Genomic DNA, 25,703 nt, shown 5'->3' on the forward strand with positions numbered 1-25,703 from the left:
GTATTATGCAAAATAGACTAGCATACTGACTAGTTATTTATCTGAATGTGCCATAGAAGAAAGGAGAAAAAGTATGGGATTGTTCGGAGTAACAAAAGATATGGGAATTGACCTAGGAACAGCGAATACTCTTGTTTATTTAAAGGGAAAAGGGATTGTATTAAGAGAGCCTTCAGTTGTTGCTGTTAACACAAAGACAGGTGAGGTATTAGCTGTAGGGGATGAAGCAAAAAAAATGATAGGTAGAACTCCTGGGCACATAGTTGCAATAAGACCTATGAAGGATGGAGTAATAGCTGATTTTGATATAACAGAAAAAATGTTAAAGTATTTTATAAGCAAGGTTTGTTCAAGAAGTGCATTCACGAGCCCTAGAATAGTTGTTTGTTTTCCTTCAGGAGTAACTACGGTTGAAAGAAGAGCAATAGATGAAGCAACTAGAAGAGCTGGAGCAAGAGGAGTTGAACTACTTGAAGAACCTATGGCAGCAGCAATTGGAGCTGGACTTCCAGTTAATGAAGCGATGGGTAATATGATCGTTGATATTGGTGGAGGGACAACAGAGGTTGCTGTTATATCTTTGGATGGAATTGTTACAAGCCAATCTTTAAGAATAGCGGGAGATGAACTTGATAAATCAATAATTTCTTATATAAAGAGAAAATATAACCTTATGATAGGTGAGAGAACTGCAGAGAATATTAAAGTTACATTAGGTAGTGTTTTCGACTTTGAAAGAGTTAAAGATAGTATAGTTGACGGTCATGTTGTACACGGAGAAGATGTTGTAGATACTATGGAAATAAAAGGTAGGGATCTTTTATCTGGATTACCTAAAAATATTGAGATAAGAAGAGAAGAAGTGAGAGAAGCATTACATGAGCCGGTTATGAATATCATTGAAGCCATTAAGAATACACTTGAAAAAACACCGCCTGAATTAGCTGCTGATATTATGGAAAAAGGTATCACTCTAGCTGGAGGAGGAGCTTATATTAAGGGTATGGCAGAACTAATAACACATGAGACAAGAATGCCTGTTAATATTGCAGAGAATGCACTGGATTGTGTAGCAATAGGGGCAGGAAAAGCCATAGAATACGCGAGTTTTGGTAAAAGAAGATAATGAAGAAGTTCAAAAGATATAAAAATGTGTTCATTGTATTAGTGTTGTGTCTTTCATTCGTGTTGTTGATATCGTTGACTTCTAATAGAGAAAAGGTTACTTTTATTGAAGATGGAATGGCAGTTCCTATTAATGGGATTCAGTGTGTTGTTTTTAAATTATCTAATGGTATAAGTGAAGGTATAGAAACTATGAAAAAATTTACTAAACTTAAAGATGAAAATGAACAACTTAATGAGGAAATAGCAGATTTACAGATGAAGATTAATGAACTTGATGTAATAAAGAAGGATTATGAGGATCTGAAAAAGATGCTAAATTATAAAGATACACATGATGAATATGAATACATCGGTTGTGAAATCATTGGTGTGAGTGGAAATAGTTACTTCGAAGGATTTGTAATTAATAGAGGGTCAATAGATGGGATAGAGAAGCGTATGGTAGCAATCTCTCCAAATGGATTAGTTGGACAGGTGACCGCTGTGGGAACAAACTGGGCAAGAATACAAACCCTCGCTAATGAGAACATTGCTGTAGCTGGATATATAGATGAAACTGAGGAAGTTAACGGAATTGTTAAGGGATATAAGGATTATGACAATAAGGTACTTGCTAAGGTGGAAGTTCCAACATTAGATTCTAATCTAAAAAAAGGAGATACAGTGTATACTTCAGGTGTTGGAGATGTGTATCCAAAGGGTATTAAAATTGGAAAAGTTATTGAAGTATATGAGGAGAAAAGTAAAGTAGTTAAATACGGTATTATTGAGCCCTCTGTAGAGATAAATAAGATTGATAAATTGTATATTATTGTACCTAAAAAAATTCGAGAGTACGATGAATAAGGTGTTGAGTTTATGAAAAAATACTTGATGTTATTTTTTATAAGCATACTTTTACTTGTAGGAGATAACACACTAATGCCTTTTATTGGCATTAGTGGTGCTTATCCAAGTATGTTATTTATATTTTGTATTTCATTTTCTTTTTATGCAGACTTAAATGAGGTTATTTTTATAGGATGTGTCTCTGGATTGCTTCAGGACATATTTTTTATAGACGTTATAGGAGTGAATGCACTTATAAATATATTGCTATGTTTAAGTGTGGCATATGTAGGGAAAAACTTTATTAAAAGCAAACTCTTAGTGCCAATAATTATGGTGTTGTGTGCTTCATTAATTAAAGGATTTATTCTTATTGGAGTTTCAAAGATATATGGTAATAGTCTTTTTTTAAGAGATGTAATATGTATATCTGCTTATAATTTTTTCCTTGCTGTGATTCTTGAAAAGATAATATTTAAATTTTATAATTTGGAATTAATCAAGAATAATTGGCGATTTTAGGTGGTGAACATGTGAATAATAAAGAAGATTACAAGGAGTTAAAAACTCCAAAGAAGAAGAAACAAAAGAAGAAGTTTACTAGATATACAGCTGTGGTTATTACTATGTGTTTGATTTTTGCTACCATAGTGGGAAAGTTGATCTATTTACAAGTATTTAACGTAGAGGTTTATAGAGAGAAAGCTAACAATGGTCGACATAAGGTAATTTCTAATTCTGCTCCAAGAGGAAATATATATGATACAGATGGGGAAATTCTTGCCACAAATAAACAGGGTTTTAGTCTTATCTTCACTGAAACTAGTGAAAGTAAAGAAAACTTCTTTTTAACAATAAAGGAAGTTTTTGCTGTTCTTGAAGAAAATGGGGAGGTCCTATCTGAGAATTTTCCCTTAAAAGTAGATCCTATAAGATTTGAGTTTAACGTTGCAGAAGAATGGGAAGAGTGGTCAGAACTACGATTTAAGAAGGATCGTGGATTTGATGATGCTGTACTAAAAGAAAAGTTCAAAGGCAAGAATATGCCGGACTTAAATGATGAAGAACTTAAAGTAATAGAAGAAGAGCTGAAGATAATAGAGGCTGAAGAAGTATTTAGAACTCTAATAAAAAAATATAGCCTATACAATATTATGAAAGATAAATTTTCTAATGAAGAGTGGAAGAAGCTTTTAGAGGATAAGGAATCTTTAATAGATCTTCTTCTTGAATCGGTTCCACATGAAGAAATAAGAAAATATATGGTGGTAAAAGACAATATTCAAATGCAGAGTTATAAGGGTTATAGACCAATAATTATTGCTAATGATTTAAAGATTGAAACAGCATATATTTTTGAACAAATTCAGGCGGAACTTCCTGGAATCTCAATATTAAAACAACCAATTAGATATTATCCATATGGAGAATTAGCATCAAATATTGTGGGATACATTGGAAAAATTGACGAGCAATATAAAGGGTTATATGAAGAGCGTGGATATGATGTTCATGAGGATTATATTGGTAGATCGGGTATAGAAAATGAATATGAGAATATTCTAAGAGGAACAAGAGGCGAAGAGAGCATAGAGGTAAACAAGGATGGAAGAAAGGTGAAAACACTGGGAGAGAGACCAGCGACACCTGGAGAGTCTATCTATCTTACTATTGATCATAAGCTGCAGATGGCAGCAGAAGAAGCACTGGATCAAACTATGGCTTATATGAGAGATCTTGGAAAGTATAAAGCAGATAAAAAAACACTGGATGATGTTGATAAATCCAATGCAACAAGAGGCGCGGCTGTAGTTATAGATGTTAAGACTGGCGATGTATTGGCATTAGCTAGTAGACCTGGAATAGATTTGAATCTTTTCACTGTACCTGGTAGACTTGATTCTGCTACTTATAAGTCTATATTCAGTCCGGATCTTGAAGAGTTTGGAATGGCGTATGTCATGGAGCATGAACTGTATAAGAATGAAGAAATCAATGGAAAAGATTTAAAGGATCTTACGGAGGAAGAACGCATTGATGTTATATTCAATGAATTATTTCCCGAAAATAAAAATGGAATTAGAGAAGATAGATATGACATATACCCAAAAGCAGCATTTAACTATTCCACAAAATCAAGAGTACCACCAGGTTCAATATTTAAGATGCTTACTGCGGTAGCGGGACTTGAGGAGTCTGTAGTCTCTCCTACAGAAAAGATATATGATGCGGGTCCATATACTAAAAGATATAAGGATTTTAAAGGTGCCAGTTGGATGTATAACTTATATAGAGGAAGTCACGGTAATCAGGATGTTCAAGATGCTATAAGAGACTCCAATAACTACTATTTCTTTGAAGTTGCTGATAGGTTATATGAAAAAGGTGGAGAAGGTTCGAAGGAAAGTTTGGATATGTTGGGTAAATATGCATGGAAGTATGGATTAGGTGCTAACATGGAAAATCCAGCATCAAAGGCTAAAACAGGAATTGAGATTGATGAAGCTTTTGGTCAAGTGTATTATTATGATTCTGGTAAAAGATATCATAGTAAGGTATATACTTGGAGTTTATATGATCATTTGATAAATGGGACTGCATCAATATGGGTTGGTGAATATAAGCCAATAAATATTGTTCCTGATGAAGAGAAAGATAGTGAAGAAGTATATGCTATAAAGAAAGAATTAACGAGTGCTATCAAAGAAGAGATGATGAGTGTGAAGGATGCGGATTTATCTGTGATAGATGAGAGTATAAGAGTACTGATTGAAAAGAATGAAGAATATAGAGGGCAATACACTGATAAAGACATTGAAGGTATCAAGAGGGCTATTAGCTCATCTATAAACGACGCTAGAACAGAGATTAAAAGTGCCGTAAATCTTTATAATGCATCTATAGGTCAAGGAATTAATCAGTTTACTCCATTGCAATTAGCTAATTATATTGCTACATTAGTAAATGGTGGATATAGATATAAGCTTCATCTTGTTGAGAAGATAGTGGATTCGGAAGGGAATGTTATAGAGGATTTTGGTAATGAAAATATCATTTTTAATGAGACAAATGTAAGTAAAGAGACTGTTGAAGTTATTAAGAAAGGTATGCAGAAAGTTACAAGCACACCAGCAGGTACAGCATACAGTACATTTAAAAATTTTCCTATAAAAAATGGAGGGAAAACAGGATCTGCAACATATCAAGCAAATCAAGATGAATATGGTAGAACAGCATATTCAACATATGTGGGATTTGCACCATATGAAGAACCTGAAATTGCAATTAGTGTTGTTATAGTTGATGGAGGGCACGGAGGATACAGTGCAAGAGTTGCTAAAGCAGTCTATGAGGAATATTTCAAAGAGCAAATTTTAGAAAGTAATTCTGAGTACGAATTTATGCTTAAAAAACCGGAGACGGAAAAAGAATAAAATATTGTATTTTTAGTATGATATTTTTTATTGGGTATGTTCAAAATAATGTTAATAATATAGTACTTTTAAGGGAACCAGAATTGGTTCCCTTAGTTCGTTTGGTGATATAAATCTTGATGACCCCCATATATGTCCTTAGTATTAATAAAAGGACTTTTAGTATAAAAATCAATATCACAGATTGAAGTCTTATCCAGGATGAAACGAGCAAATACATATTTGCTAATTTTGTTGAAATTAGGGATATTATCACAAATAAGAAGGGATTTACATATAAATATTGAACTTATATACATAGACATATTTTATCAGGAAATTTAGTTTATCGATTTTAAAATAAGAAATCTATAGACAATATTTAAGGGTATATGAATTGTGTAAGATTAAGGGGTGGGGATGGTGACTGTAAATCTGGAGTCGGAATTATTAAATAGAAAAGAAATCAAACAAAAAAAAAAAATTTCAAGGGACACAGTGTTAATCATTATTATGTGCTTGATATTTGGGGCAATAATTGGTAAGTTGATAAACTTACAAGTAGTAAATGTTAATATGTATAGAGAATATGCAAGTAGTGGTAGTCATAAAATGGTATCTTATTCTGCTCCAAGAGGGGAAATTTACGATAGAAATGGAGAAGTGTTGGCTACTAATAAATTAGGATTCACATTAATTTTTACAGAGACAAAGGAAAGTAAGGATAAATTTTTTCAGACAATGGATGAGGTCTTTGAGATTTTAGATAAAAGTGGAGAGGATATTACAGATGGATTCCCTTTAAAAGTTGATCCAGTAAGGTTTGAATTTGGGGTTACAGATAAGTGGAAAGAACAGGTGGAGAGGCTATTTAAAAATGATAGAGGGTTTAATTATGAAGTTCTATATAAAGATTTTAGTGGGAAGAAACTAGCTGATTTAAATGAAAGTGAGATTGGTTATATAGATGAAAAATTGAAAGATATGACGCCTGAGTATATATATAGGAGTCTTATAAAGAAGTATGAATTATTCAATATAATCAAGGATGACTATTCAGATAAAGAGTGGGAAAGTCTTTTGAATGATAAAGATAAGCTTGTAGATGAACTTATAAATAAAGTAGATAGCAATGTAATAAGAAAATATATGATAGTTAAAGATACCATGAAAATGCAAAGTTTTAATGGGCATAGACCTAGTGTAATTGCAAAAGATCTAAAGAGTGAAACATCATATATATTTGAACAAATCCAATCGGAATTACCTGGAATTTCAATTCAGAAACAACCTATAAGATATTATCCTTATAATGAAGTTGCTTCAAATGTTATGGGGTATGTTGGAAAAATTGGGGAGCAGAACAAAGAGAAGTATGAAGAGCGAGGGTATGTTATTCATGATGATTATATAGGAATAACTGGATTGGAAAGCAAATTTGAAAATGTTTTGAAAGGAATTAGAGGGGAAGAGAGTATTAAGGTGAATTTGGATGGAAGAAAGGTGAAAACCTTAGGAGAAAGACCAGCAACTCCAGGAAATTCAATTAAACTTACAATTGATTATAAACTGCAGATGGCAGCAGAGAGAGCATTAGATGAGACAATGGAATATATGAGAGAACTTGGTAAATATAAATCAGATAAAAAAACCATAGATGATGTTGATAAGTCTAATGCAACAAGAGGTGCAGCTGTAGTGATAAATGTAAATACTGGTGAAGTACTTGCACTTGCAAGTAGACCAGGGATTGATCTTAACCTCCATACTGTTCCAGGTAGACTTGATAATGCAACTTATAAAGAAATATTTATGCCGGATATTGAAAAATTTGGTCTTGAGTACATATATAAACACGAGCTTTATAAGCTGGATGAAATCAATGGTAAAAGACTTAAAGATAAAGCTATGTGGGAAAAAATTAAGATGTTAATGGATGAGATGTATCCAAAGGATAAGAATGGATATAGAACTGATAAATATGGTACTAGACCAAAACCCGCTTATAATTATGCAACTCAATCACTTATACCTCCAGGATCCACTTTTAAGGTGTTGTCAGCTGTTGCAGGGTTAGAAGAGGGGGTTATAACTCCAGAAACAAAAATATATGATGCAGGACCATATAAAAAGAGATATAAAAATTTTAATGGTGCAAGTTGGATGTATAATGTGTATAGAGGTAGTCATGGGAATCAAAATATTGTTGAAGCTATTAGAGATTCAAATAACTACTATTTCTTTGAGGTTGCAGACCGTCTATTTGAAAAAAAAGGCGTAGGAACAAAGGAAAGCTTAGATATATTAGCAGAATATGCTTGGAAATTTGGATTAGGTGCTAATATGGAAGATCAGAATCCTAATATTGAAACTGGAATTGAGATAGAGGAAAGATTTGGTCCAGTTTATTATTATGATTTTGGTAAAAGAATAAACAGTGTATCATACACTCAAACCTTATATGAACACCTCTTAAAAGGAGAAGCATCCATATGGGTAGGGGAATATAAACCGATTGATATAATACCTGATAATGATAAGGACAGTGAAGAGGTATTTATAATAAAGAAGGATTTAACTAGTAGTATAAAAGAACAGATGACTAGTGAGGATAAGATTGATACCACAGATATAGATATAAAAGTTAGAGAACTTATTGAAAAAAAACGAGAATATGGGGAGCTATATAGCGAAAAAGATATTAAAGGGATTATAAAAACCATTACAGCATCATTATATGATGCTAGATCAGAAAATAAAAGTGGAGTAAATCTCTATAATGCTGCAATTGGACAAGGGAAGAATCAATTCACTCCACTTCAGCTTGCTAACTATATAGCTAGCCTTGTTAATGGTGGATATAGGCGAGAATTATATCTTGTAAAAGAAATAATGGATGCAGATGGTAAGAGGATTGAAGATTGTTCTAAAGATAAAAGGATTATTAATGAAACAGGAGTTAGTCAAGAGACTGTTGATACTGTAAAAGAAGGAATGCTTCAGGTTACAAGCAATATAAATGGTACTGCATATTCTACTTTTAAAGATTTTCCTATTAAGAATGGAGCAAAAACTGGGTCTGCAACATTCCAAACAAATCAAGAAGAATATGGAAGGACATCATATGCTACATTCATTGGGTTTGCACCTTATGAAAATCCAGAAATAGCAGTTAGTGTAGAAATCTTTGATGGTGGACATGGAGGATATAGTGCTAAGGTTGCAAAGGCAATCTACGAAGAATATTTTAAAGAGGAAATTTTGAAAATAAATCCTGAGTATGAATTTATGCTTAAAGAACAGGAAGAAGAATAAAACATAGTTGAGAGTGTAGAGTTGAGAATCTATTGTTTAACGTTCTTAACTCTACATTTCTTTTAAGGGTTTTGTATTAAAGAAATTTTAGAACTCTTAGCTACTTTTGTCATTTAAGCTTATGTTCTAATGAATTGTAGCTTTTAATTAAAATAAATGTAAAATAAAATAGGCAAAAAAAGTGGAAACGAGAAGGACTTTATTGAGTTGTGTTGAATATTTAAGAAAAGAGGGATTAACAGCTTTTAAAATGTAACAGCAGAAGGGTAGATAAGATTATGAAACCAAAAGGGATAACAATCAAAGGATATAGTGAAGGACTTAATATTGTAATCAATCTTGATGCATTTGAAGATGATAGGCACATGTTACATATGTTTAAAGGGAAATTAAAGTCCTCAAAGAAGTTTTATAAAAATTCGTCTTTGATTCTTACAACTCAATTAAGTGAGCTAAGTGATAAAGCAATTAATGAGATAAAGGCTTTCTTGTACAATGAATTGGAAGTAAAAGAATGTACCTTTAAGGAGTTTAAAGAAGTTAACAAAAAGAGTTTTAGTGGAATCTATGAGGGTAGGACAAAGTTTATTAGAAAAAGCGTAAGAAGTGGACAAGTAATAAATTATAATGGGAATGTAGTTATCATAGGAGATGTGAATCCAGGCGCAGAAGTGACAGCACAGGGGAATATCATTGTAATGGGCTCACTTAAAGGTGTGGTACATGCTGGATGTAATGGTAATAATTCTGCGATTATTGCTGCGCTTAATATGCAACCAACACTGGTTAGAATTGGAGAGTACATATCACGTTCGGCAGAAGAAGAATTTAAACCAAGCTATCCAGAGGTTGTAAAAATAAAAAATGGAGAGATAATAATAGAACCATATTTACCAAATAAATTTTTATAGATGGAGGGAGCAGAATGGGAGAAGCTATCGTTATAACATCAGGCAAAGGTGGAGTTGGAAAAACTACTACAACTGCTAATATTGGGACAGCACTTGCATCATTAGGAAAAAAGGTTGTTGTTATAGATGGTGATACGGGATTAAGAAACCTTGATGTTTTGATGGGTTTAGAAAATAGGGTTGTTTATACAGTTGTTGATGTCATAGAAGAAAAATGTAAATTAAAGCAGGCACTTATAAAAGATAAAAGATTCGAAGGTCTGTTTCTATTACCTACTGCACAAACTAGGGATAAAACTGATATAAGTAGAGATGCTATGTTAGAACTTACTAATACAATAAAAGAAGAATTTGATTATGTATTGATAGATTGTCCAGCGGGAATAGAGCAAGGATTTGAGAATGCTGTTGCTGGAGCTGATAGAGCTCTTGTAGTAGTTAATCCTGAGATAACATCTGTTAGAGATGCAGATAGAGTTATTGGTAAACTAGATTCAAAGGGATTTGAAAATCACAAACTTATTGTAAATAGAATGAACTATGAGATGACTCAAAAAGGTCAAATGCTTGGAGTAGATGATATAATCAATTGCCTTGCTATTAAACTTATAGGGGTTGTTCCTGAAGATAAGAGTGTAACTATTGCTACAAATAAGGGTGAGCCTATTGCACTAGATAATGAGGCAATGGCAGGACAGGCTTTTGTAAATATTGCTAAGAGAATAACTGGAGAAGAGATACCTCTACTTGACTTATCAGGTGCTGGTACTGGGTTTATGTCGACTCTTAAGAAGTTATTTAAAGTGAAGTAGGAGGGTTTAAAATGGATTTGTTGAAGCAATTATTTTCTAGTAAAACATCAGCTAAGGACATGGCATCTGATAGATTGAAACTTATCCTTATTCATGATAGAGCAAATTTATCACCGGATTTACTTGAGAATATTAAGACGGATATATTGAAATGCATCTCAAAATATGTTGAGATTGATGATGGGGAAGTAGATGTAAAAATGGCTAACAAGGATGAGATACCAGATGGGTCACCAGCATTGATTGCTAGTATACCAATAAAAAGAATCAAGTAATCAGGCTGTTGAAAAAGCCCAATCTCATCGTCGCTAAGACTTGCTGTGCTGCTCGAGTACATTAACGAATGATGTTTAATAAAATTGAAGTGAAGAAGGTTTTAAGGAGTTATGATGAAAATTTGTAACTTCTTTTTGATTGTACTTGTTTATGAGGTTATTGAAATTGATGAAATCAGCCATATAGTGTCAATAATACATAACGAGAATGGAATATGTGGTACAAATTAATAATATTTTTACAAAATTTGAATTATGATTGTGAAATATGTATGATATAATTTAATAAGAGATTACAGTAGTTAAGAAAGAGGATTGTGTATGTTGCATAAATTAAACATTAGGATTAATAAAAAACTTTTTAGATATTTAAGCTATGACGTTTTGATAGTGTGCAGTATGTTGGTTCTTTTTGGAGCCATAAATATTTATAGTGATACAAAAAGATATGCAGGAATTCAGTATTTCAAGCTTCAGATGTCTTGGTTGGTTATTGGATTGATAGCTGTTGGTTTTATAATTTTGATAGATTATATGGTTATAGCAAATTATGCTCCTCTCATTTATTGGTCTAGTATAATATTATTAATAATAAATCAATTTATTGGTGATACAGTTAATGGTGCAACTGGATGGATAAGCATAGGTAGTAGAGCAATTCAACCCTCGGAGTTTGCAAAACTTGCGCTCATTATCATGTTGGCAAAGAAGTTAGATGATATGGAAGGAAAGATAAATAATCTTAAAAATTTTCTTACCATATGTTTTTATGCATTTATCCCTATGGCTATCATATTAAAACAACCTGATATGGGTATGACTATGGTTTGCTTCTTTACTGTCCTTGGGATAGTTTTCATTGCTGGATTAGATTTGAGGGTGATAGTTGGGGGACTTACTGGGGTAATTGGCTTGATAGTAGTTATTTGGAATTCTCCTCTTATGAAGCCCTATTGGAAAGGTAGATTAGTAGCATTTATAAACCCAGAAGCATATTCAAAGGACTATAGCTTCCAGTTGAAACAATCATTAATTGGGATTGGATCAGGAGGAGCATCGGGGCTAGGTTATGGTAATGGCAGTCAATATATGTTTGTACCAGAATCCCATACAGATTTTATCTTCGCTGTAATAGGGGAAGAATGGGGGCTCATGGGTGCCATATTTATTCTTTTATTATATGGATACCTAATCGTAAGATTTATACACATTTCAAAAAAATCTAAAGATATATTTGGAAAGATAATATGTATAGGAATAACAGCATCATTCTTGTTCTCTATATTTCAAAATATGGGTATGACTATTGGGTTAATGCCTATAACAGGTATTACATTGCCTTTATTGAGTTATGGAGGAAGTTCGATGTTAACTAATTTTATAGGAATTGGGTTAGTATTGAATATTGGAATGAGAAGAAAGAAAATAAATTTTTAAATAAATAAACTTAAGGCACTTTAAGAAATTCTTAAAGTGTCTTTTTTTAACATTTGGTTAAATGTGTGAAACGTGTTTTTGTAATATTTTTTCATTGATGAAAATATAAATTAGAATGAATGAAACTATTACAATGGAGGATACTATGGGAAATTATAATGAGTTGTACAAAAATTATTATAAACAGGTTTCGGGTGTAGAGGAGAGGCGGCAACATGATGTGTATAGGGATAGGGCAGATAGTAAAAATTATCGTAGGAGATATGCAGCGAAGAGAATGAGTTTTGTTGATAAGTTTATATATCAGATTATAGTTGTAGTTATAGTTGTAGGTATATACATACTTAGTCCATATTTTGGAGAGAAGGTAAACGCCACAATAAGAGGGAATATGAACAAATATTTAGTAACTTGGGATATGAGTGATCAGGTAAAGAACTTTTCATTTAAGGGATTCCAAGAGAGTTGTATTGAGAAAATAGATGGAGTAGTAAATGATATAACTGGTGGTGGAGCATTTTCGCTAATCAAGGAAGAGTTTCTTCTTCCTATAAATGGGAAAGTACTAAATGCTGATAATATGGATAGCGAGAAGGAATTGATTATAAGTAGTCAATATAATGGAGTTGTTAAAAGTTCCTATGAGGGAAAGATAAAGAAAATAACAAGTGAGGAAGATGGGAAGATGACAGTTACAATAGATCATGGAAGAGGGGTAGAAACGGTTTATGGTAACTTGAGTGGAGTGTATTATAAAGAAAAAGATTTCATAGAGACAGGAGAGGTTATAGGTTCCGCGGCTATAGATGATAATAAAAAGTTTGCAGTTGTGTTTAAAATACTCTATATGGGGAAAGAAAAAAATCCTGCTAAATATATGACTGTTAATGGAATTTGAATATTCATTAAATCTGAAATAATTTAATAATAAATAGATAGAGTAGTTTTAATAATATTGAGGAGGGAGAATGGTAAAGAAATTTTTAGTTGTTGTAGCTTATATTCTTTTATTGTTCATCTTAGGGTTTCAAGGAAAGATTTTGATAGCATTTCTCCTAGTGTTCCTCCATGAATTAGTACATTATATAGCAGCAAGGATATTGGGATATGACAAGGGGAAGATAAGTTTTATTTTTATTGGTTTAGTATTAAAAATGGATAGTTTGAATGACGTTACGCCACGTGAAGATATAATAATAAGTATTGCAGGTCCTCTCTTTAACTTAATGCTTGCTATGGTATCATTATTGCTTTGGAGTGGAAATAAGGGAGTTGAGATTTATAAAACTTTGTATTATAGCAATTTGACACTTGGGCTTTTTAATCTTATACCAGCTTATCCGTTAGATGGGGGAAGAGTATTGAGAGGGGTATTGGGATGTAAGATGAATTTCAAGAAAGCTAATAGGATAGCATATACAATTAGCTTAATAATAGGCATAGTGTTTATGCTTTTTTATTTTACAGTTGTTTTTAGTGGAGAGAAGAATATTTCATTTGGGCTTATAACATTATTTATAATTCTAGCTTCTTATACTGAAATGAAAAAATCAGCATTTTTGATAATGGGGGATATGGTGAGAAAGAAAGTAAGGTTTATAAAAAAGAAATATATTGAGGGAAGGACAATATGCATACATGAGAATATAGATTTACTTCATGCAATGGGATATGTGGATAAATATAGATTTAGTACTTTTTTAGTTCTCAATGATGATATGCAGGTGGTTGATATGTTCTATGAAGATGAACTTATAAAAGGTTTGAAAAATTATGGTAATGTGCCCTTAAGAGAATTTTTGAAGACTTTATAAATTAGGGTAATTTTGGTTGATAGATAGCTTTGCGTAGATATGAATGAGAGTTTGCAACAGTGAAGAGTATATATACTTTACCTCTTAATGTGCTTGTGATATTATATTATAATGAATACACACATACAGGAGGATAATAATGAACAGAATCACTGATGAAATTTTAAGTCGTGTGGAAAAGCCCGTTAGATACGTTGGGGGAGAGTTGAATTCAATTGAAAAAGACAAGAATTTTGTTGATATAAGATTTGCTTTTTGTTTCCCAGATGTTTATGAAGTAGGAATGTCACATCTTGGAAGTAAGATTTTATACTATACATTAAACCAAAGAGAAGATACTTATTGTGAGAGAGTTTATGCTCCATATAATGATATGGAACAGGAAATGAGGGAAAATAATATTCCTTTATATGCTCTAGAAAGTAAAGATCCTCTAAATCAATTTGATATAGTAAATTTCACTCTACAATATGAGATGAGTTATACAAATATTTTAAATATGATGAATATGTCAGGAATAACACTAAGAGCATCACAAAGAGGTGAGGAAGAACCAATAATTCTTGCTGGTGGGCCATGTGCTTATAATCCTGAATCATTATATGATATTGTTGACATAGTTGCATTAGGTGAGGGAGAAGAGATGCTTAATGATCTTCTTGATTTATACAAACAATTTAAATCAGAAGGGAAAAGTAAGAAGGAATTCTTAAGAGCGGCAAGTCATATTGAAGGTTTCTATGTTCCAAGTTTATACACTGTAGATTATAATGAGGATGGAACAATAAAAGAATTCAAGCCTTTATATGATGATGTGCCAGCAGTTGTTAAAAAAAGAATAATTAAGAATTTTGATGAGGTAGAATTTCCTAATAAACTTATTGTACCATTCACTGAAGTTGTGCATGACAGAGTAACACTTGAAGCATTCAGAGGATGTACAAGAGGATGTAGATTCTGTCAGGCAGGTATTATATATAGACCAGTAAGAGAGAAAAAAACAGAGACTTTATTAGAACAAGCTGAAGGGTTATTAAAGGAAACAGGATATAATGAGACTTCATTGATATCATTGAGTATCTGTGATTATTCTGATATCACTAACCTTATTAATAAATTTAGTAGCAGATTTGAAGAAAAAAGAATTGGTATTTCACTTCCTTCAATAAGAATTGACTCTTTCTCTGTTGATCTTTTAAAGGAGATTCAAAAGGTAAGAAAAACAGGACTTACTTTAGCTCCTGAAGCAGGTTCACAAAGAATGAGAGATGTAATAAATAAGAATGTTACTGAAGAAGATTTAATAAATGCGACTAGTAGTGCCTTTAAGGCAGGATGGTCAAGAGTTAAGTTATACTTCATAGTAGGACTTCCATATGAAAATCTTGATGATGTATTGGGAATAGGTGAATTAGGTAGTAAGGTAGTAGATGCTTATTATGCTGTTCCTAAGGAAGAGAGAAAAAAAGGACTTACAGTAACAATTAGTACATCAATACTTGTTCCTAAGCCATTTACTCCTTTCCAGTGGGCACCACAGGAAAGAAAAGAGAGTGTACTTAAAAAGATATATAAACTTAAGGATAGTATAAAAAGAAAAGCTATAAATTATAACTATCATGCATCAGATGTATCATTCATGGAAGCTGTTGTGTCACGTGGAGATAGAAGAATATGTGACGTTATTATAAGAGCTTATGAATTAGGTGCAAAGTTTGATGGATGGAGTGAACACTTTAAGTTTGATATATGGAAACAAGCAATGGAAGATTGCGGAGTTGATGGTGAATTCTACGCATATAGAGAGAGAAGTTATGAAGAGATTCTTCCATGGGATTTCATTGATATCGGTGTAACAAAGCAATTCCTTATTGATGAAAATGAAAAAGCTAAAGTTGCTTTAACTTCACCAGATTGTAGAGAAGCATGTCTTGGTTGCGGAATTAATAAGTCATTTGGGGAAGGAGTGTGCTTTGAGAATGCGTTACTTGATTAAATATACTAAAGAAGATAAGCTGAAATTTCTAGCGCATCTTGATTTAATGAAAACAATACAAAGATTAATAAGAAGAAGTGAGATATATGTTGCATTTTCACAAGGATATAACCCACATATTATAATGTCTATAGCTCAGCCATTATCGGTTGGTATGAGTTCAAAAGGTGAATATCTTGATCTTGTATTAGAGGAAGAAATGGATGAAAAAGATTTAGTTGAGAGATTAAATGAGGTTACAGTTGGTGGAATTAAATTCTTAAATGCTTGCAAGGTTATTACAGAGAAAAAGGCTCCACAAGCTATGGCACTTATAGATGCGGCAAGATATGGAATTAAATTAAAGTGTACTGATTCTAAAAAAGCAGAGGAATCACTAAAAGAGCTTATGAAAAAGGAAAGTTTCGTGACGCTTAAGAAGAGCAAGAAAGGGTTGAAGGAAGCTGATATAAAGCCTTTGATTAAAGATTTGAAATTCTGGCCTATGGAGGATTCTCTTATACTAAATGCTCTTGTTAACTGTGGAAGTAGATCAAATCTTTCAGCAAACCTTTTAGGTGAGTACATTTCTAAAAATATAGAAGGTGTTGATGCAGAGGCATTTGTATATGTGGAAAGAAATGAAATGTATGCTGATAAGGATGGAACACTTGTTGAATTAGAAAGATACTTTGGATAAACTACAAATGATTGAAATCAAAGAATAAAGAAAAAAGAATAGATTAGAAAGGTTCTGACTTAGGTCAGAACCTTTTTGTTTAATTGGAAATTACTCAAAAGTTGAATTTGAAACTAAAGATAATATGTTATTATAAAGATATTGTAGTAAAGAATATACTTTATAGAATTTGGGGATATAAGGAGGAGTAATTCTTTAATGTCTAAAAATAAAAATACAGAAAAGAAAATTGCATTAGCCGAATACAGTGAAATCATAAACCAAGTGTTTGATATTAAAGGCAATATAACTCATTATGTGAAAAGTGGAAATACTGAAAAAGCACTGATCTATTTTGAAAAACTATTATCATACAAAATTAATGATAATAGAAATACATTAAAACATTGGAAAGAATATGCAAATATATTCAATATAAGTCTCAGAGGGGCTGCCATAAATGGAGGAGTTTCGCCAATCGAGGTATTGCTCATAGGAGATGAATTTAAGAATAATATTCAGAATGCCCAAGATATAGAATTTATAAAAAGAAAAACTCATTCACTTGTTGAAGAATATGCATCGGCAGTGTTTAAAAATGAGGCAAGAGGATGCAGTAAAACAATACAAGATATTTGTAAATACATAAAGGTTAATTTTGGAAAAAATTTGAGTACAAGTACATTATCAGAAATATTTCATATAAATTCATCTCATCTTTCAAGGCAGTTCAAAAAAGAAATGAAGGGAACAGTAACAGAGTATATACAAAAGATAAGAATTGATGAAGCGAAGCATCTTATTGAATCAGGAAAATACTCAATGACGGATACGGCAGGAATGGTAGGATTTAACGATGTACAATATTTTACAAGCACCTTTAAAAAGATAGAAAATATGACTCCAACAGAGTATATGTCAAAGACGCAATAATAATATAAAAGATGCACAAATATTTAAAGACCATAAGTTAATAAATTGATATCATATGATCAAGGATGGTGATTATATGAAAAAAGAAAAATTACTTGGTGTTTATAGATTGATGATAGTCCTAGTAGGATGGTTTGGTATAATGGGAAGTTTTACTATGAAGATAATAACTCGTGCACAGGGAGAAAGTGCAGCAATGGCATTATTAGATTCAATAAGCCATTATACCATTCAAACCAACCTGTTAGTTTTGATATGGATTACATGTGCATTGATGTATTGGATTAAAAAAGGAAAAGTTAAAACTGATAATAGTGTATTGAAAACAGGAATAACCATGTATATAACCTTTACATTTGTAATATATGCATTGATGTTACAGGGGTTATGGTCTCCAACAGGAATAAAATCTGTTTTAGCATTTATCACTCATTATATAACTCCTGTAGCATTTATAATAGATTGGTTAGCTTGTGAACTTATAAATGGAAAGCAGACGAAGAAGAATTATAAAAATGCAGTGAAGTGGTTGATATACCCTTCATGCTATGTTATATATGTAATGATTTATGGTAAAATAACAGGTAAATACATGTATCCTTTTTTACACGTACCTTCAATCGGTTACTCAGGAGTATTTATGAGAGTTTTCATATTGTCCATTTTATTCTTCCTTATGGGAATGTTTTATATAAAATGTAATAGTATTATTCAGGGACGAAAGAGTAGAATTTTGAAGAGCAAGAACAATGAGATAAGTAGATAAAAATAAATTTTAAATATAGAAATACTTAAAATGTCTACACATCACTTTTAGACAAGTGGTGTGTAGTTTTAACATAGCTCTATTTTTAAAAAAGATGATGAAAAAGATATAAGTATTAATGGTATAATAAGGATTATTATACAAAAAAAGCTTTATATTAAATAGAGGAGGTGAAGAGTTGAATTGGGAAGGGTTAGTTTTGGTTATTATTGGAGTAATTTACTTAAGTTATTCTATTTTATACAGAAATAAAGTAACAATTTATAATCGTAAGGAGAATATGATTGTTATAAAAAAAGAAAGTTTCTTAAGATTACAACTATACTTTTCAATTATAAATTCTGCATACTTAATAATATTAGGCTTAATAGTTACGTTTTGTAATATAGACACTATGTATGTTTTATTATTAATATTAATTTTTCATTCAATAAATTCCTTGTTAAAAGTAATAAGTAAAAGAAAAGGGTTTATTAAATAAAAATTGTAATATGATTGAGGATTAAGTGAAATTAATGGGGAATATTTTATTGGGGTTGTAATGATTATTAAAATTGAAAGCGAGGATTATTAATGCATCAAATAGCAGAGATTAAAAGAACCACTAAAGAAGAAATTAATAAAACTATACAAAAATACTATGAGTATCTAGTTGAACCAATGGATGATATGTGGGAAAAGGCAATTATTGGTGTATCTGATTATTATAGAATAATTTTTCAAAATAATGACGCTGGATATTTTTGTTTAGATAAGGATAATGTGTTGCTACAATTTTTTATTAAAGATGAGTTTATAGGTAAATCAAAAGAAATCTTTAAATATATTTTAGAAAAATACAACATAGAAAAGGGTTATGTTAATACAATTGATACAAGAAATTTGCCCCTGTTTTTAGATTTCAATAATGAAATATGTACTGACACATATTTATATAAAGATAATTGTTGTATAGATAGGATTAATCCCATAGAAAATATTGAAATAAGAATAGCTTCTAATAAACAAGTAGAAAAAGTTCTAGAGTATCATGAAGATAGTCTTAACATGACAGGAAGTTGGTTAAAACCTTATTGTATTGATATTATTAGTAAAGGTGAATTGTTTTTATTTACAGTAGATAATGAGATTATAGGAACTGGGGAGAGACGAATTAGTGAAAGTAAAAAGGAATATGCAAATCTCGGCGTTACGGTATCTAAAAAATATCGAAGGAAGGGATTAGGATCATATATCTTATCATATTTAAAGAAAGACTGTTATAAGCATGAGTTACGTCCTATTTGTTCAACTACTATGAAAAATATTGGATCTCAAAAAGCTATAGAGAATTCTGGTTTTTATGCTTATCATCGTATTCTGGAAGTAATGTTCAAATAGAAAATAAAAATTATACACACTACTTCTATCCAAGTGGTGTGTATTTTTATCATAGCACTCTTTTTTAGAAAGATGTTGAAAAATATATAACCTATAATGGTATAATAAGGTTTGGGATACAGAAAAAGTTTTCAACAATATTAAAAAAAGAGTAGTACTAAAAAAGCTATTATAAAAGTTAGGGGGAATTTATAATGACAATGTTTTATTTGATTAGGCATGGAGAACCAACATATAAACCTGTGGATGAAAGAAAATTTATTGGACATGGGAGAGATTTGGCTCCATTAACGGAAAATGGAATTGAAGGAGTAAAGGAAACGGCTAAAGATAACAGACTTAAAAACTGTGAAATTATTGTTTCCTCACCATACACAAGGGCATTGCAGACTGCTGCAATTTTATCAAAGGAATTAGGAATAGATTTAGAAGTTGATGTCGATTTGCATGAATGGGTACCAGATATAATAAACTTCCAGCATAAAACTTCTCAAGATTGTTTTGATTTGTGTAGGGACTTCGAACTACATGATGGTATAACTCCGAAAAATGAAATTAAAGTATGGGAAACGGCCGAGAGTATGACAAGAAGAATGGAAAGTGTTTTGGAGAAATATTCTAAATACCAAAGAGTCATAGTAGTTTGTCACGGTATGGTTATAAGGACTGTTAAATTTCAAAAAGAAATAGGACATGCAGAAATTATTGAATATGCTATTTAGATGGGCAACTCAATTAGATAAACCAGCGTGGGTGTTCCTTGCAAAAGATTTACCCCCCCTATTTGAAATTATTAAATAACAAGGAGTGAATTTTGAATGATAAAATTAATATCTTTAGAGAAAAAAGATATTATAAATATTATTGATTGGAATAAAGATAAAGATGCAGACTTTTTGATGCAGTGGGCTGGGAGATATTATACATATCCTATAACAGAGGAACAAATTATAACTAGATTAGAAAATAAAAATTCAAAATCTGATATTAATATTTATAAGATTGTGTTAGATAAAACTAATGAAATGATAGGTACAGTGGAATTATTTTTTCCTGAAAATAATCCGGATATAGCAGTTATTGGGAGATTTTTGATTGAAGAAGCTTTTAGAGGTAATGGATATGGCGAAGAAGCACTTAAGGAAACTGTTAATAAAGCTTTTGATAAATTTGGATTTAATAAAGTTGTATTAGGAGTATTTGAGTTCAATAAAAATGCAATTAAATGCTATGAAAAAGTAGGATTTATAAAAGATAAACTTCGTGAGGATGTAAATAATCCAAAGTTTAATTCATATACTATGACAATACATAATGAAAATAATTAATATAAAAATTGAAAAACAATATATTACCAGGAGGATAACAATGAAAAAACAAAAGATACTTAAAATCTCAGCATATACAAGCGGTGCTGTAACTATTTTGATGTCATTAGTATACATTTTCTTTAACTTTATATCACCATCGCTTTTGAGTTTTTCTTTTACAAAGGAAGAGAAAGCGGCTATTGGGATTATTGGCGGAGCTGATGGACCAACAGCCATATTTCTTACAAGTAAAGCATCAGGTGGTCTTTCTTTAGGTGCATTAATAATAATTTTTGCAATAATAACAGCTGTGTTGTTTTTATTAAGCAAATATAAGAAAACAAATAATTAATTTCTTATAAAGTTCTTAATATGCCTAGGTCTATGATATAATCGTGGTGAGGTGAAGAACTTGAGTGAAGTAAGGATTTTTGAGAGTGATAAATATAAATATATAGGAATATACAAAGATGAGCAGTTGGTACAAAGTTTTTTTGAACATATTATTGAAGGTGGAGCAAGTGAGGGAGATATTCATATAGGTAGAATTCAATCCATAGATAAAAGTGGGAAAAATGCATTTGTTAATATTGGATGCGGGAAGAATGCTATACTACCTCTGAAAAAATTTGATAAGGTGTCAAAAGGTGATTATGTTACATGTGAGGTTATAAGAGGTGAAAAAGGCGAAAAAGGTGCAAAGATATCTTTAGGATATACTGTACCTGGAAAATATGCGGTTGGAAAGAATGGACGTAAGAAAATCTCAGTAAGCAGAAGTATGAATAAGGATGAAATAAGAGAGGACTTATGGAATACTCTTAAAGAATATTCACGTGATTTTGAAGGGGAGATTCTGGTTAGGAGTAACATCAAGAGTTGTGAGGATATAGAAGCCCTTAAGTTGGATTTAGATAGGGTTATCAGTAATTTTAAAGAAATAAAGAGAAAAGGTCAGTATTGGAATAAAGTGGGTAAAATATATAACAGTGGTGGAATGCTAGGTAGAATATTAAGAGGAGAAAAAGAAGAGGGTACTATTATCACGTCTTCTGGTCCTAAAAACATCAATTGTGAAGATATAATTGGTAGTGTCGTAAAGATGGATGTGAATGGACTTAAAATTGCAGATTTTATAAGGGATGTTGTAAAAAGTTATGAAAGGAAAGTGCTCCTCCCAGAAGGCGGAAGTATGGTGATTGATAGAGGTGAAGCACTGTATTCTATAGATATAAATAGTGGAAATGCAGATAAGTCAATTGTTAATGATGATAACGCTGAATTTATATGTAGAGAGATATTAAAGAGAAATCTTAATGGAATTGTAATTATAGATTTTGTGAACTTTGATCATAAAGATGAGATTATAGCTCTTGCTGAAAAGATAAGTGAGAAGATGAATGAAGATACAGTAAAAAGTAAGGTGTTTTTTAATAGAGAGCTAGGATTAGTGGAAATTGCTAGAAATAGAAAAGGTGTAACTCTATATGAGATACTAGATGATATTTATGAAAGTGCAATCTGTAGTAAAAGAGAGATAAACAGAGAAGAATCAAGAGAGCTGATTCTTGGAGTTATTCATAATGTGAGAAGCTCTATACATCCTAAGAAGTATAAAAGCAATGATAGGGTGATTATTAAACTTAACACTTATTTTAAAGGTTTGTTTGAAGAAGAAATAAACCATATAAGAGATAAAATTTTCCATGAAAAGATAGACTTAGCTATAAGCTATAGCGATGAGTTTCTTATAGGATATACAGTGGATTAAGAAGGAGAATAATCCTGTGGTAAAAGCAATAACTTTTAGCATAAAAATCTTTACAAAAGATTTCTCTTGTGTTACAATACCATTTGTAGCCGTACGCGTAGGGTAATTAAAAAGATGTTCCTAGTGAACCACCCGAGCGACGAGACTTGGTTAGAGGAGGTGCTTTTAATGTACGCAATTTTAAAAACTGGTGGTAAGCAATACAGAGTTCAAGAAGGAGATACTATCTTCGTTGAGAAGTTAGATGCTGGAGTTGAGTCAACTGTAGAGTTTGAAGAAATACTAGCTGTTGGGAAAGAAGACGGTTTAGTAATTGGTAAGCCTGTAGTAGAAGGAGCTAAAGTAACTGCTAAAGTTGTAGCTCAAGGAAAAGCTAAGAAGGTTGTAGTTTTCAAATTTAGACCTAAGCTTGACTACAGAAACAAAAATGGTCATAGACAACCATTCACTAAGTTAGTTATCGAAAAGATTGAAGCTTAGTAGTTATGATTCGATGTGATTTTTTTACCAAAAAAAATTTAATAGTTGGCTACATAATTGATGGTCATGCGGGATATGCTGAACACGGTGAAGACATTGTTTGTAGTGCTGTATCGGTATTAGCGCAGAGCATAGCTAATGGAATTAGTGAAGTAATTAAGATAGAGTCGATTATTGAAGTAGAGGATGGATTCTTAAGTTTAAGCTTAAGACGAAACTCTATTGAAGAGGTCAAGCAGTGCCAAGTATTGCTTGAGACTCTTATGATTAATATTAGAGACCTTGAAAAAAATTATAGTGATTTTATTAAGGTCATCGTGAAAGAGGAGGTGCAAGGTAATGTTAAGAATTAACCTTCAGTTATTCGCTCACAAAAAAGGTGTAGGTAGCTCTAAAAACGGACGTGATAGTGAATCTAAGAGATTAGGTGTTAAACGTGCAGATGGACAATTCGTTCTAGCAGGAACTATCTTAGTTAGACAAAGAGGTACTAAAATCCATCCAGGTATTAATGCTGGAAGAGGTGGAGATGACACTCTTTTCGCTAAGGTTGACGGAGTTGTTAAATTCGAAAGAATGGGCAAGTCTAAAAAAAGAGCTAGTGTTTATCCAGTGGAAGTTGAGCTTGAAGCTTAAGAACTTAAGCACCCTTTTAAAGGGTGCTTTTTTAATATGAAATATAGTTTCTGAACGTCATATATAATAAGTGAGTTCACCAGTTATAATATATATATATTAAGTGAATAATAAAATAGTAAGAATAATATGGAAAATCAAGGAGAAATATAATATGTTTATAGATACCGCGAAAGTATTTGTAAAATCTGGAGATGGTGGTAATGGTGCCATTTCTTTTAGAAGAGAGAAGTACGTTGTGCTTGGCGGACCTTCTGGTGGTGACGGTGGGAATGGTGGATCAGTTATACTTGAAGTAGACCCACAAATTACAACTCTTTTAGACTTTACATACAAGAGAAATTATAAGGCTGCAAAAGGCGAAGATGGTGCGAAAAGTAAGATGTATGGTAAGAGCTCAGACGACTTAATAATTAAAGTTCCATTAGGAACAGTTATTAGAGATGTTGAGACAAATAAAATAATGGCTGACCTTGCACATAAGGGTGATAGAGTTATGGTTTGTAAAGGTGGTAAAGGTGGAAAAGGAAATGCTAAATTTGCTACTCCTACTAGACAGGCACCATCATTTGCAGAACCAGGTATGCCTGGAGAAGAAAGATGGATAACTCTTGAATTGAAATTATTAGCTGATGTTGGATTGTTAGGATTCCCTAATGTAGGAAAGTCTACTTTATTATCTATGGTTTCTAGAGCTAAACCAAAGATAGCGAATTATCACTTTACTACTTTAAAACCAAACCTTGGCGTTGTAAAAGCTGCAGGAACTCAAAGTTTTGTAATGGCAGATATACCAGGAATTATTGAGGGTGCTGCTGAAGGTGTTGGTCTTGGAATTCAATTCCTTAGACATATTGAGAGAACAAGAGCCTTAATTCACGTTGTTGATATCTCAGGTATTGAAGGAAGAGATCCTATTGAAGATTTTAAGAAGATAAATGAAGAACTTAAAAAATATAGTGTGAAGTTATGGGATAGACCACAGATTGTAGCGGCAAATAAAGCTGATATGCTATTTGAAGATGAAAAGTTTGAGGAATTTGAAAAAGCTGTAAAGGAAATGGGATTTGAGAAGGTATTCAAGATAAGTGCTGCAACTGGTGAAGGTGTTGAGGCACTGATGAAAGAAGCTGCTAGATTGCTTAGTGAGATTCCAGTTGAAGAGATTGAAATACCTATTGAGGAAAGATTCGTACCTGAGGAGAAACATTTCACGTATGAAATTCACAGAGCTGATGATGGTGCATTTGTAGTAGAAGGAACTTTTGTAGAGAGACTTCTTGACGCTGTTAATATTCACGATCCTCAGTCTTTAAGATATTTCCATAAAGTTCTTAAAAATAAAGGTGTTTTTGATGAACTAAAGGAAATGGGAATACAAGATGAAGATATCGTTAGAGTTAGAGACTTTGAATTTGAGTATCTTCTGTAGAATTATGAAAGAATATTAGGAGTGATAAATAAAATGTTAAATTCTAAACAGAGAGCCTATTTAAGAAAAATGGCTAATACGATGAATCCAATCTTCCACGTTGGTAAAAATGGAGTGGAAGACGAGATGATAAAGCAATTAGATGATGTTCTAGAGGTAAGAGAATTAATAAAGATAAAAATACTTAAGAATAGTTTCTTAGATGCAAAAGAAGCAGCTAGCATCATATGCGAAGAAACAGGATGTGAAACTGTTCAATTCATAGGTCATACAGTTGTATTATATAGAGAGAGCAAAAACAAACCTGAAATAGAATTACCATAGAACTATTAAGCAAACCGTCTGAGGTTTGCTTTTTTAATTTTTTTGTAATTTGTTTACGTAAATCTATGATAAAATAGAAATATG

At 31.8% G+C, this 25,703-nt stretch carries 26 protein-coding genes; all 26 read left to right on the top strand.

All coding sequences use genetic code 11. From position 1 onward, the window contains the following. Positions 1 to 73 precede the first annotated feature (73 nt). The 26 genes from KDK92_RS13355 (at position 74) to yhbY (ending at position 25,619) form a co-directional block, all read left to right on the top strand. Positions 74 to 1,126, top strand: a complete 1,053-nt coding sequence (locus tag KDK92_RS13355) for a rod shape-determining protein (protein WP_250859806.1) — start codon at positions 74 to 76, stop codon at positions 1,124 to 1,126. Beyond that, a complete protein-coding gene (mreC, locus tag KDK92_RS13360; protein ID WP_250859807.1) occupies positions 1,126 to 1,974 on the top strand; it encodes a rod shape-determining protein MreC in 849 nt (282 codons plus the stop codon). Before KDK92_RS13355 ends, mreC begins: the two co-directional genes overlap by 1 nt. Before the next feature lie 12 nt (positions 1,975 to 1,986). Continuing rightward, complete coding sequence (gene mreD, locus KDK92_RS13365) at positions 1,987 to 2,478, top strand: rod shape-determining protein MreD (protein WP_250859808.1); 492 nt, start codon at positions 1,987 to 1,989, stop codon at positions 2,476 to 2,478. An 11-nt stretch (positions 2,479 to 2,489) separates the two neighbouring features. Next, positions 2,490 to 5,390: a penicillin-binding transpeptidase domain-containing protein gene (locus KDK92_RS13370; protein ID WP_250859809.1), complete on the top strand. Its 2,901-nt coding sequence runs from the start codon at positions 2,490 to 2,492 to the stop codon at positions 5,388 to 5,390. A gap of 402 nt (positions 5,391 to 5,792) precedes the next feature. Next, positions 5,793 to 8,684: a penicillin-binding transpeptidase domain-containing protein gene (locus KDK92_RS13375; RefSeq protein ID WP_250859810.1), complete on the top strand. Its 2,892-nt coding sequence runs from the start codon at positions 5,793 to 5,795 to the stop codon at positions 8,682 to 8,684. 278 nt (positions 8,685 to 8,962) lie between these two features. After that, positions 8,963 to 9,595 (top strand): septum site-determining protein MinC, encoded by a 633-nt coding sequence (minC, locus tag KDK92_RS13380; protein ID WP_250859811.1) that lies wholly within the window; start codon positions 8,963 to 8,965, stop codon positions 9,593 to 9,595. Positions 9,596 to 9,609: 14 nt separating this feature from the next. Then, positions 9,610 to 10,407: a septum site-determining protein MinD gene (gene minD / locus KDK92_RS13385; protein WP_250859812.1), complete on the top strand. Its 798-nt coding sequence runs from the start codon at positions 9,610 to 9,612 to the stop codon at positions 10,405 to 10,407. An 11-nt stretch (positions 10,408 to 10,418) separates the two neighbouring features. Continuing rightward, positions 10,419 to 10,682 (top strand): cell division topological specificity factor MinE, encoded by a 264-nt coding sequence (minE, locus tag KDK92_RS13390; RefSeq protein ID WP_250859813.1) that lies wholly within the window; start codon positions 10,419 to 10,421, stop codon positions 10,680 to 10,682. A 321-nt stretch (positions 10,683 to 11,003) separates the two neighbouring features. After that, the gene (gene rodA / locus KDK92_RS13395) at positions 11,004 to 12,119 is read left to right on the top strand and encodes a rod shape-determining protein RodA (protein WP_250859814.1); all 1,116 of its coding nucleotides are present in this window, start codon (positions 11,004 to 11,006) and stop codon (positions 12,117 to 12,119) included. A gap of 145 nt (positions 12,120 to 12,264) precedes the next feature. Next, positions 12,265 to 13,017 carry a peptidoglycan DD-metalloendopeptidase family protein gene (locus KDK92_RS13400; protein WP_250859815.1) on the top strand — a complete coding sequence of 251 codons (753 nt, stop codon included), beginning with the start codon at positions 12,265 to 12,267 and terminating at the stop codon, positions 13,015 to 13,017. A gap of 70 nt (positions 13,018 to 13,087) precedes the next feature. Continuing rightward, complete coding sequence (locus KDK92_RS13405; RefSeq protein ID WP_250859816.1) at positions 13,088 to 13,933, top strand: M50 family metallopeptidase; 846 nt, start codon at positions 13,088 to 13,090, stop codon at positions 13,931 to 13,933. 139 nt (positions 13,934 to 14,072) lie between these two features. Next, positions 14,073 to 15,929: a TIGR03960 family B12-binding radical SAM protein gene (locus KDK92_RS13410; protein WP_250859817.1), complete on the top strand. Its 1,857-nt coding sequence runs from the start codon at positions 14,073 to 14,075 to the stop codon at positions 15,927 to 15,929. Next, a complete protein-coding gene (locus KDK92_RS13415) occupies positions 15,913 to 16,608 on the top strand; it encodes a TIGR03936 family radical SAM-associated protein (RefSeq protein ID WP_250859818.1) in 696 nt (231 codons plus the stop codon). The genes KDK92_RS13410 and KDK92_RS13415 overlap by 17 nt, the downstream gene beginning before the upstream one ends. A 198-nt stretch (positions 16,609 to 16,806) precedes the next feature. After that, on the top strand, positions 16,807 to 17,520 hold the full coding sequence (locus tag KDK92_RS13420) for an AraC family transcriptional regulator (RefSeq protein ID WP_250859819.1): 714 nt from the start codon (positions 16,807 to 16,809) through the stop codon (positions 17,518 to 17,520). Positions 17,521 to 17,596: 76 nt separating this feature from the next. Continuing rightward, positions 17,597 to 18,286 (top strand): Pr6Pr family membrane protein, encoded by a 690-nt coding sequence (locus tag KDK92_RS13425; RefSeq protein ID WP_250859820.1) that lies wholly within the window; start codon positions 17,597 to 17,599, stop codon positions 18,284 to 18,286. A gap of 178 nt (positions 18,287 to 18,464) precedes the next feature. Continuing rightward, on the top strand, positions 18,465 to 18,767 hold the full coding sequence (locus tag KDK92_RS13430) for a hypothetical protein (protein WP_250859821.1): 303 nt from the start codon (positions 18,465 to 18,467) through the stop codon (positions 18,765 to 18,767). Between the two features lie 92 nt (positions 18,768 to 18,859). Next, positions 18,860 to 19,666 carry a GNAT family N-acetyltransferase gene (locus KDK92_RS13435; RefSeq protein ID WP_250859822.1) on the top strand — a complete coding sequence of 269 codons (807 nt, stop codon included), beginning with the start codon at positions 18,860 to 18,862 and terminating at the stop codon, positions 19,664 to 19,666. Positions 19,667 to 19,860: 194 nt separating this feature from the next. Further along, positions 19,861 to 20,388: a histidine phosphatase family protein gene (locus KDK92_RS13440; protein WP_250859823.1), complete on the top strand. Its 528-nt coding sequence runs from the start codon at positions 19,861 to 19,863 to the stop codon at positions 20,386 to 20,388. Between the two features lie 96 nt (positions 20,389 to 20,484). After that, complete coding sequence (locus tag KDK92_RS13445) at positions 20,485 to 20,994, top strand: GNAT family N-acetyltransferase (RefSeq protein ID WP_250859824.1); 510 nt, start codon at positions 20,485 to 20,487, stop codon at positions 20,992 to 20,994. 40 nt (positions 20,995 to 21,034) lie between these two features. Continuing rightward, the gene (locus tag KDK92_RS13450) at positions 21,035 to 21,328 is read left to right on the top strand and encodes a sodium ion-translocating decarboxylase subunit beta (RefSeq protein WP_250859825.1); all 294 of its coding nucleotides are present in this window, start codon (positions 21,035 to 21,037) and stop codon (positions 21,326 to 21,328) included. Between the two features lie 60 nt (positions 21,329 to 21,388). Further along, positions 21,389 to 22,747 (top strand): ribonuclease E/G, encoded by a 1,359-nt coding sequence (locus tag KDK92_RS13455; RefSeq protein WP_250859826.1) that lies wholly within the window; start codon positions 21,389 to 21,391, stop codon positions 22,745 to 22,747. Between the two features lie 168 nt (positions 22,748 to 22,915). Then, positions 22,916 to 23,227, top strand: a complete 312-nt coding sequence (gene rplU / locus KDK92_RS13460; protein WP_250859827.1) for a 50S ribosomal protein L21 — start codon at positions 22,916 to 22,918, stop codon at positions 23,225 to 23,227. Between the two features lie 5 nt (positions 23,228 to 23,232). Next, positions 23,233 to 23,580, top strand: a complete 348-nt coding sequence (locus KDK92_RS13465) for a ribosomal-processing cysteine protease Prp (protein WP_250859828.1) — start codon at positions 23,233 to 23,235, stop codon at positions 23,578 to 23,580. After that, positions 23,567 to 23,863 (top strand): 50S ribosomal protein L27, encoded by a 297-nt coding sequence (rpmA, locus tag KDK92_RS13470; RefSeq protein ID WP_250859829.1) that lies wholly within the window; start codon positions 23,567 to 23,569, stop codon positions 23,861 to 23,863. Before KDK92_RS13465 ends, rpmA begins: the two co-directional genes overlap by 14 nt. Before the next feature lie 154 nt (positions 23,864 to 24,017). After that, a complete protein-coding gene (gene obgE, locus KDK92_RS13475; protein WP_250859830.1) occupies positions 24,018 to 25,295 on the top strand; it encodes a GTPase ObgE in 1,278 nt (425 codons plus the stop codon). A 33-nt stretch (positions 25,296 to 25,328) separates the two neighbouring features. Beyond that, complete coding sequence (gene yhbY, locus KDK92_RS13480; protein ID WP_250859831.1) at positions 25,329 to 25,619, top strand: ribosome assembly RNA-binding protein YhbY; 291 nt, start codon at positions 25,329 to 25,331, stop codon at positions 25,617 to 25,619. Positions 25,620 to 25,703: the final 84 nt, after the last annotated feature.

It is taken from the genome of Oceanirhabdus seepicola, assembly GCF_023684385.1.
Taxonomy (GTDB): domain Bacteria; phylum Bacillota; class Clostridia; order Clostridiales; family Clostridiaceae; genus Oceanirhabdus; species Oceanirhabdus seepicola.

Coding starts and splice junctions, on each gene's coding strand:
- minC (WP_250859811.1), top strand. CDS start 8,963: ATGAAACCAAAAGGGATAACAATCAAAGGATATAGTGAAGGACTTAAT.
- KDK92_RS13420 (WP_250859819.1), top strand. CDS start 16,807: ATGTCTAAAAATAAAAATACAGAAAAGAAAATTGCATTAGCCGAATAC.
- rpmA (WP_250859829.1), top strand. CDS start 23,567: ATGTTAAGAATTAACCTTCAGTTATTCGCTCACAAAAAAGGTGTAGGT.
- rplU (WP_250859827.1), top strand. CDS start 22,916: ATGTACGCAATTTTAAAAACTGGTGGTAAGCAATACAGAGTTCAAGAA.
- KDK92_RS13355 (WP_250859806.1), top strand. CDS start 74: ATGGGATTGTTCGGAGTAACAAAAGATATGGGAATTGACCTAGGAACA.
- KDK92_RS13435 (WP_250859822.1), top strand. CDS start 18,860: ATGCATCAAATAGCAGAGATTAAAAGAACCACTAAAGAAGAAATTAAT.
- minE (WP_250859813.1), top strand. CDS start 10,419: ATGGATTTGTTGAAGCAATTATTTTCTAGTAAAACATCAGCTAAGGAC.
- KDK92_RS13415 (WP_250859818.1), top strand. CDS start 15,913: ATGCGTTACTTGATTAAATATACTAAAGAAGATAAGCTGAAATTTCTA.
- KDK92_RS13400 (WP_250859815.1), top strand. CDS start 12,265: ATGGGAAATTATAATGAGTTGTACAAAAATTATTATAAACAGGTTTCG.
- KDK92_RS13440 (WP_250859823.1), top strand. CDS start 19,861: ATGACAATGTTTTATTTGATTAGGCATGGAGAACCAACATATAAACCT.
- KDK92_RS13425 (WP_250859820.1), top strand. CDS start 17,597: ATGAAAAAAGAAAAATTACTTGGTGTTTATAGATTGATGATAGTCCTA.
- KDK92_RS13465 (WP_250859828.1), top strand. CDS start 23,233: ATGATTCGATGTGATTTTTTTACCAAAAAAAATTTAATAGTTGGCTAC.
- yhbY (WP_250859831.1), top strand. CDS start 25,329: ATGTTAAATTCTAAACAGAGAGCCTATTTAAGAAAAATGGCTAATACG.
- KDK92_RS13450 (WP_250859825.1), top strand. CDS start 21,035: ATGAAAAAACAAAAGATACTTAAAATCTCAGCATATACAAGCGGTGCT.
- obgE (WP_250859830.1), top strand. CDS start 24,018: ATGTTTATAGATACCGCGAAAGTATTTGTAAAATCTGGAGATGGTGGT.
- rodA (WP_250859814.1), top strand. CDS start 11,004: ATGTTGCATAAATTAAACATTAGGATTAATAAAAAACTTTTTAGATAT.
- KDK92_RS13410 (WP_250859817.1), top strand. CDS start 14,073: ATGAACAGAATCACTGATGAAATTTTAAGTCGTGTGGAAAAGCCCGTT.
- KDK92_RS13405 (WP_250859816.1), top strand. CDS start 13,088: ATGGTAAAGAAATTTTTAGTTGTTGTAGCTTATATTCTTTTATTGTTC.
- KDK92_RS13445 (WP_250859824.1), top strand. CDS start 20,485: ATGATAAAATTAATATCTTTAGAGAAAAAAGATATTATAAATATTATT.
- mreC (WP_250859807.1), top strand. CDS start 1,126: ATGAAGAAGTTCAAAAGATATAAAAATGTGTTCATTGTATTAGTGTTG.
- minD (WP_250859812.1), top strand. CDS start 9,610: ATGGGAGAAGCTATCGTTATAACATCAGGCAAAGGTGGAGTTGGAAAA.
- mreD (WP_250859808.1), top strand. CDS start 1,987: ATGAAAAAATACTTGATGTTATTTTTTATAAGCATACTTTTACTTGTA.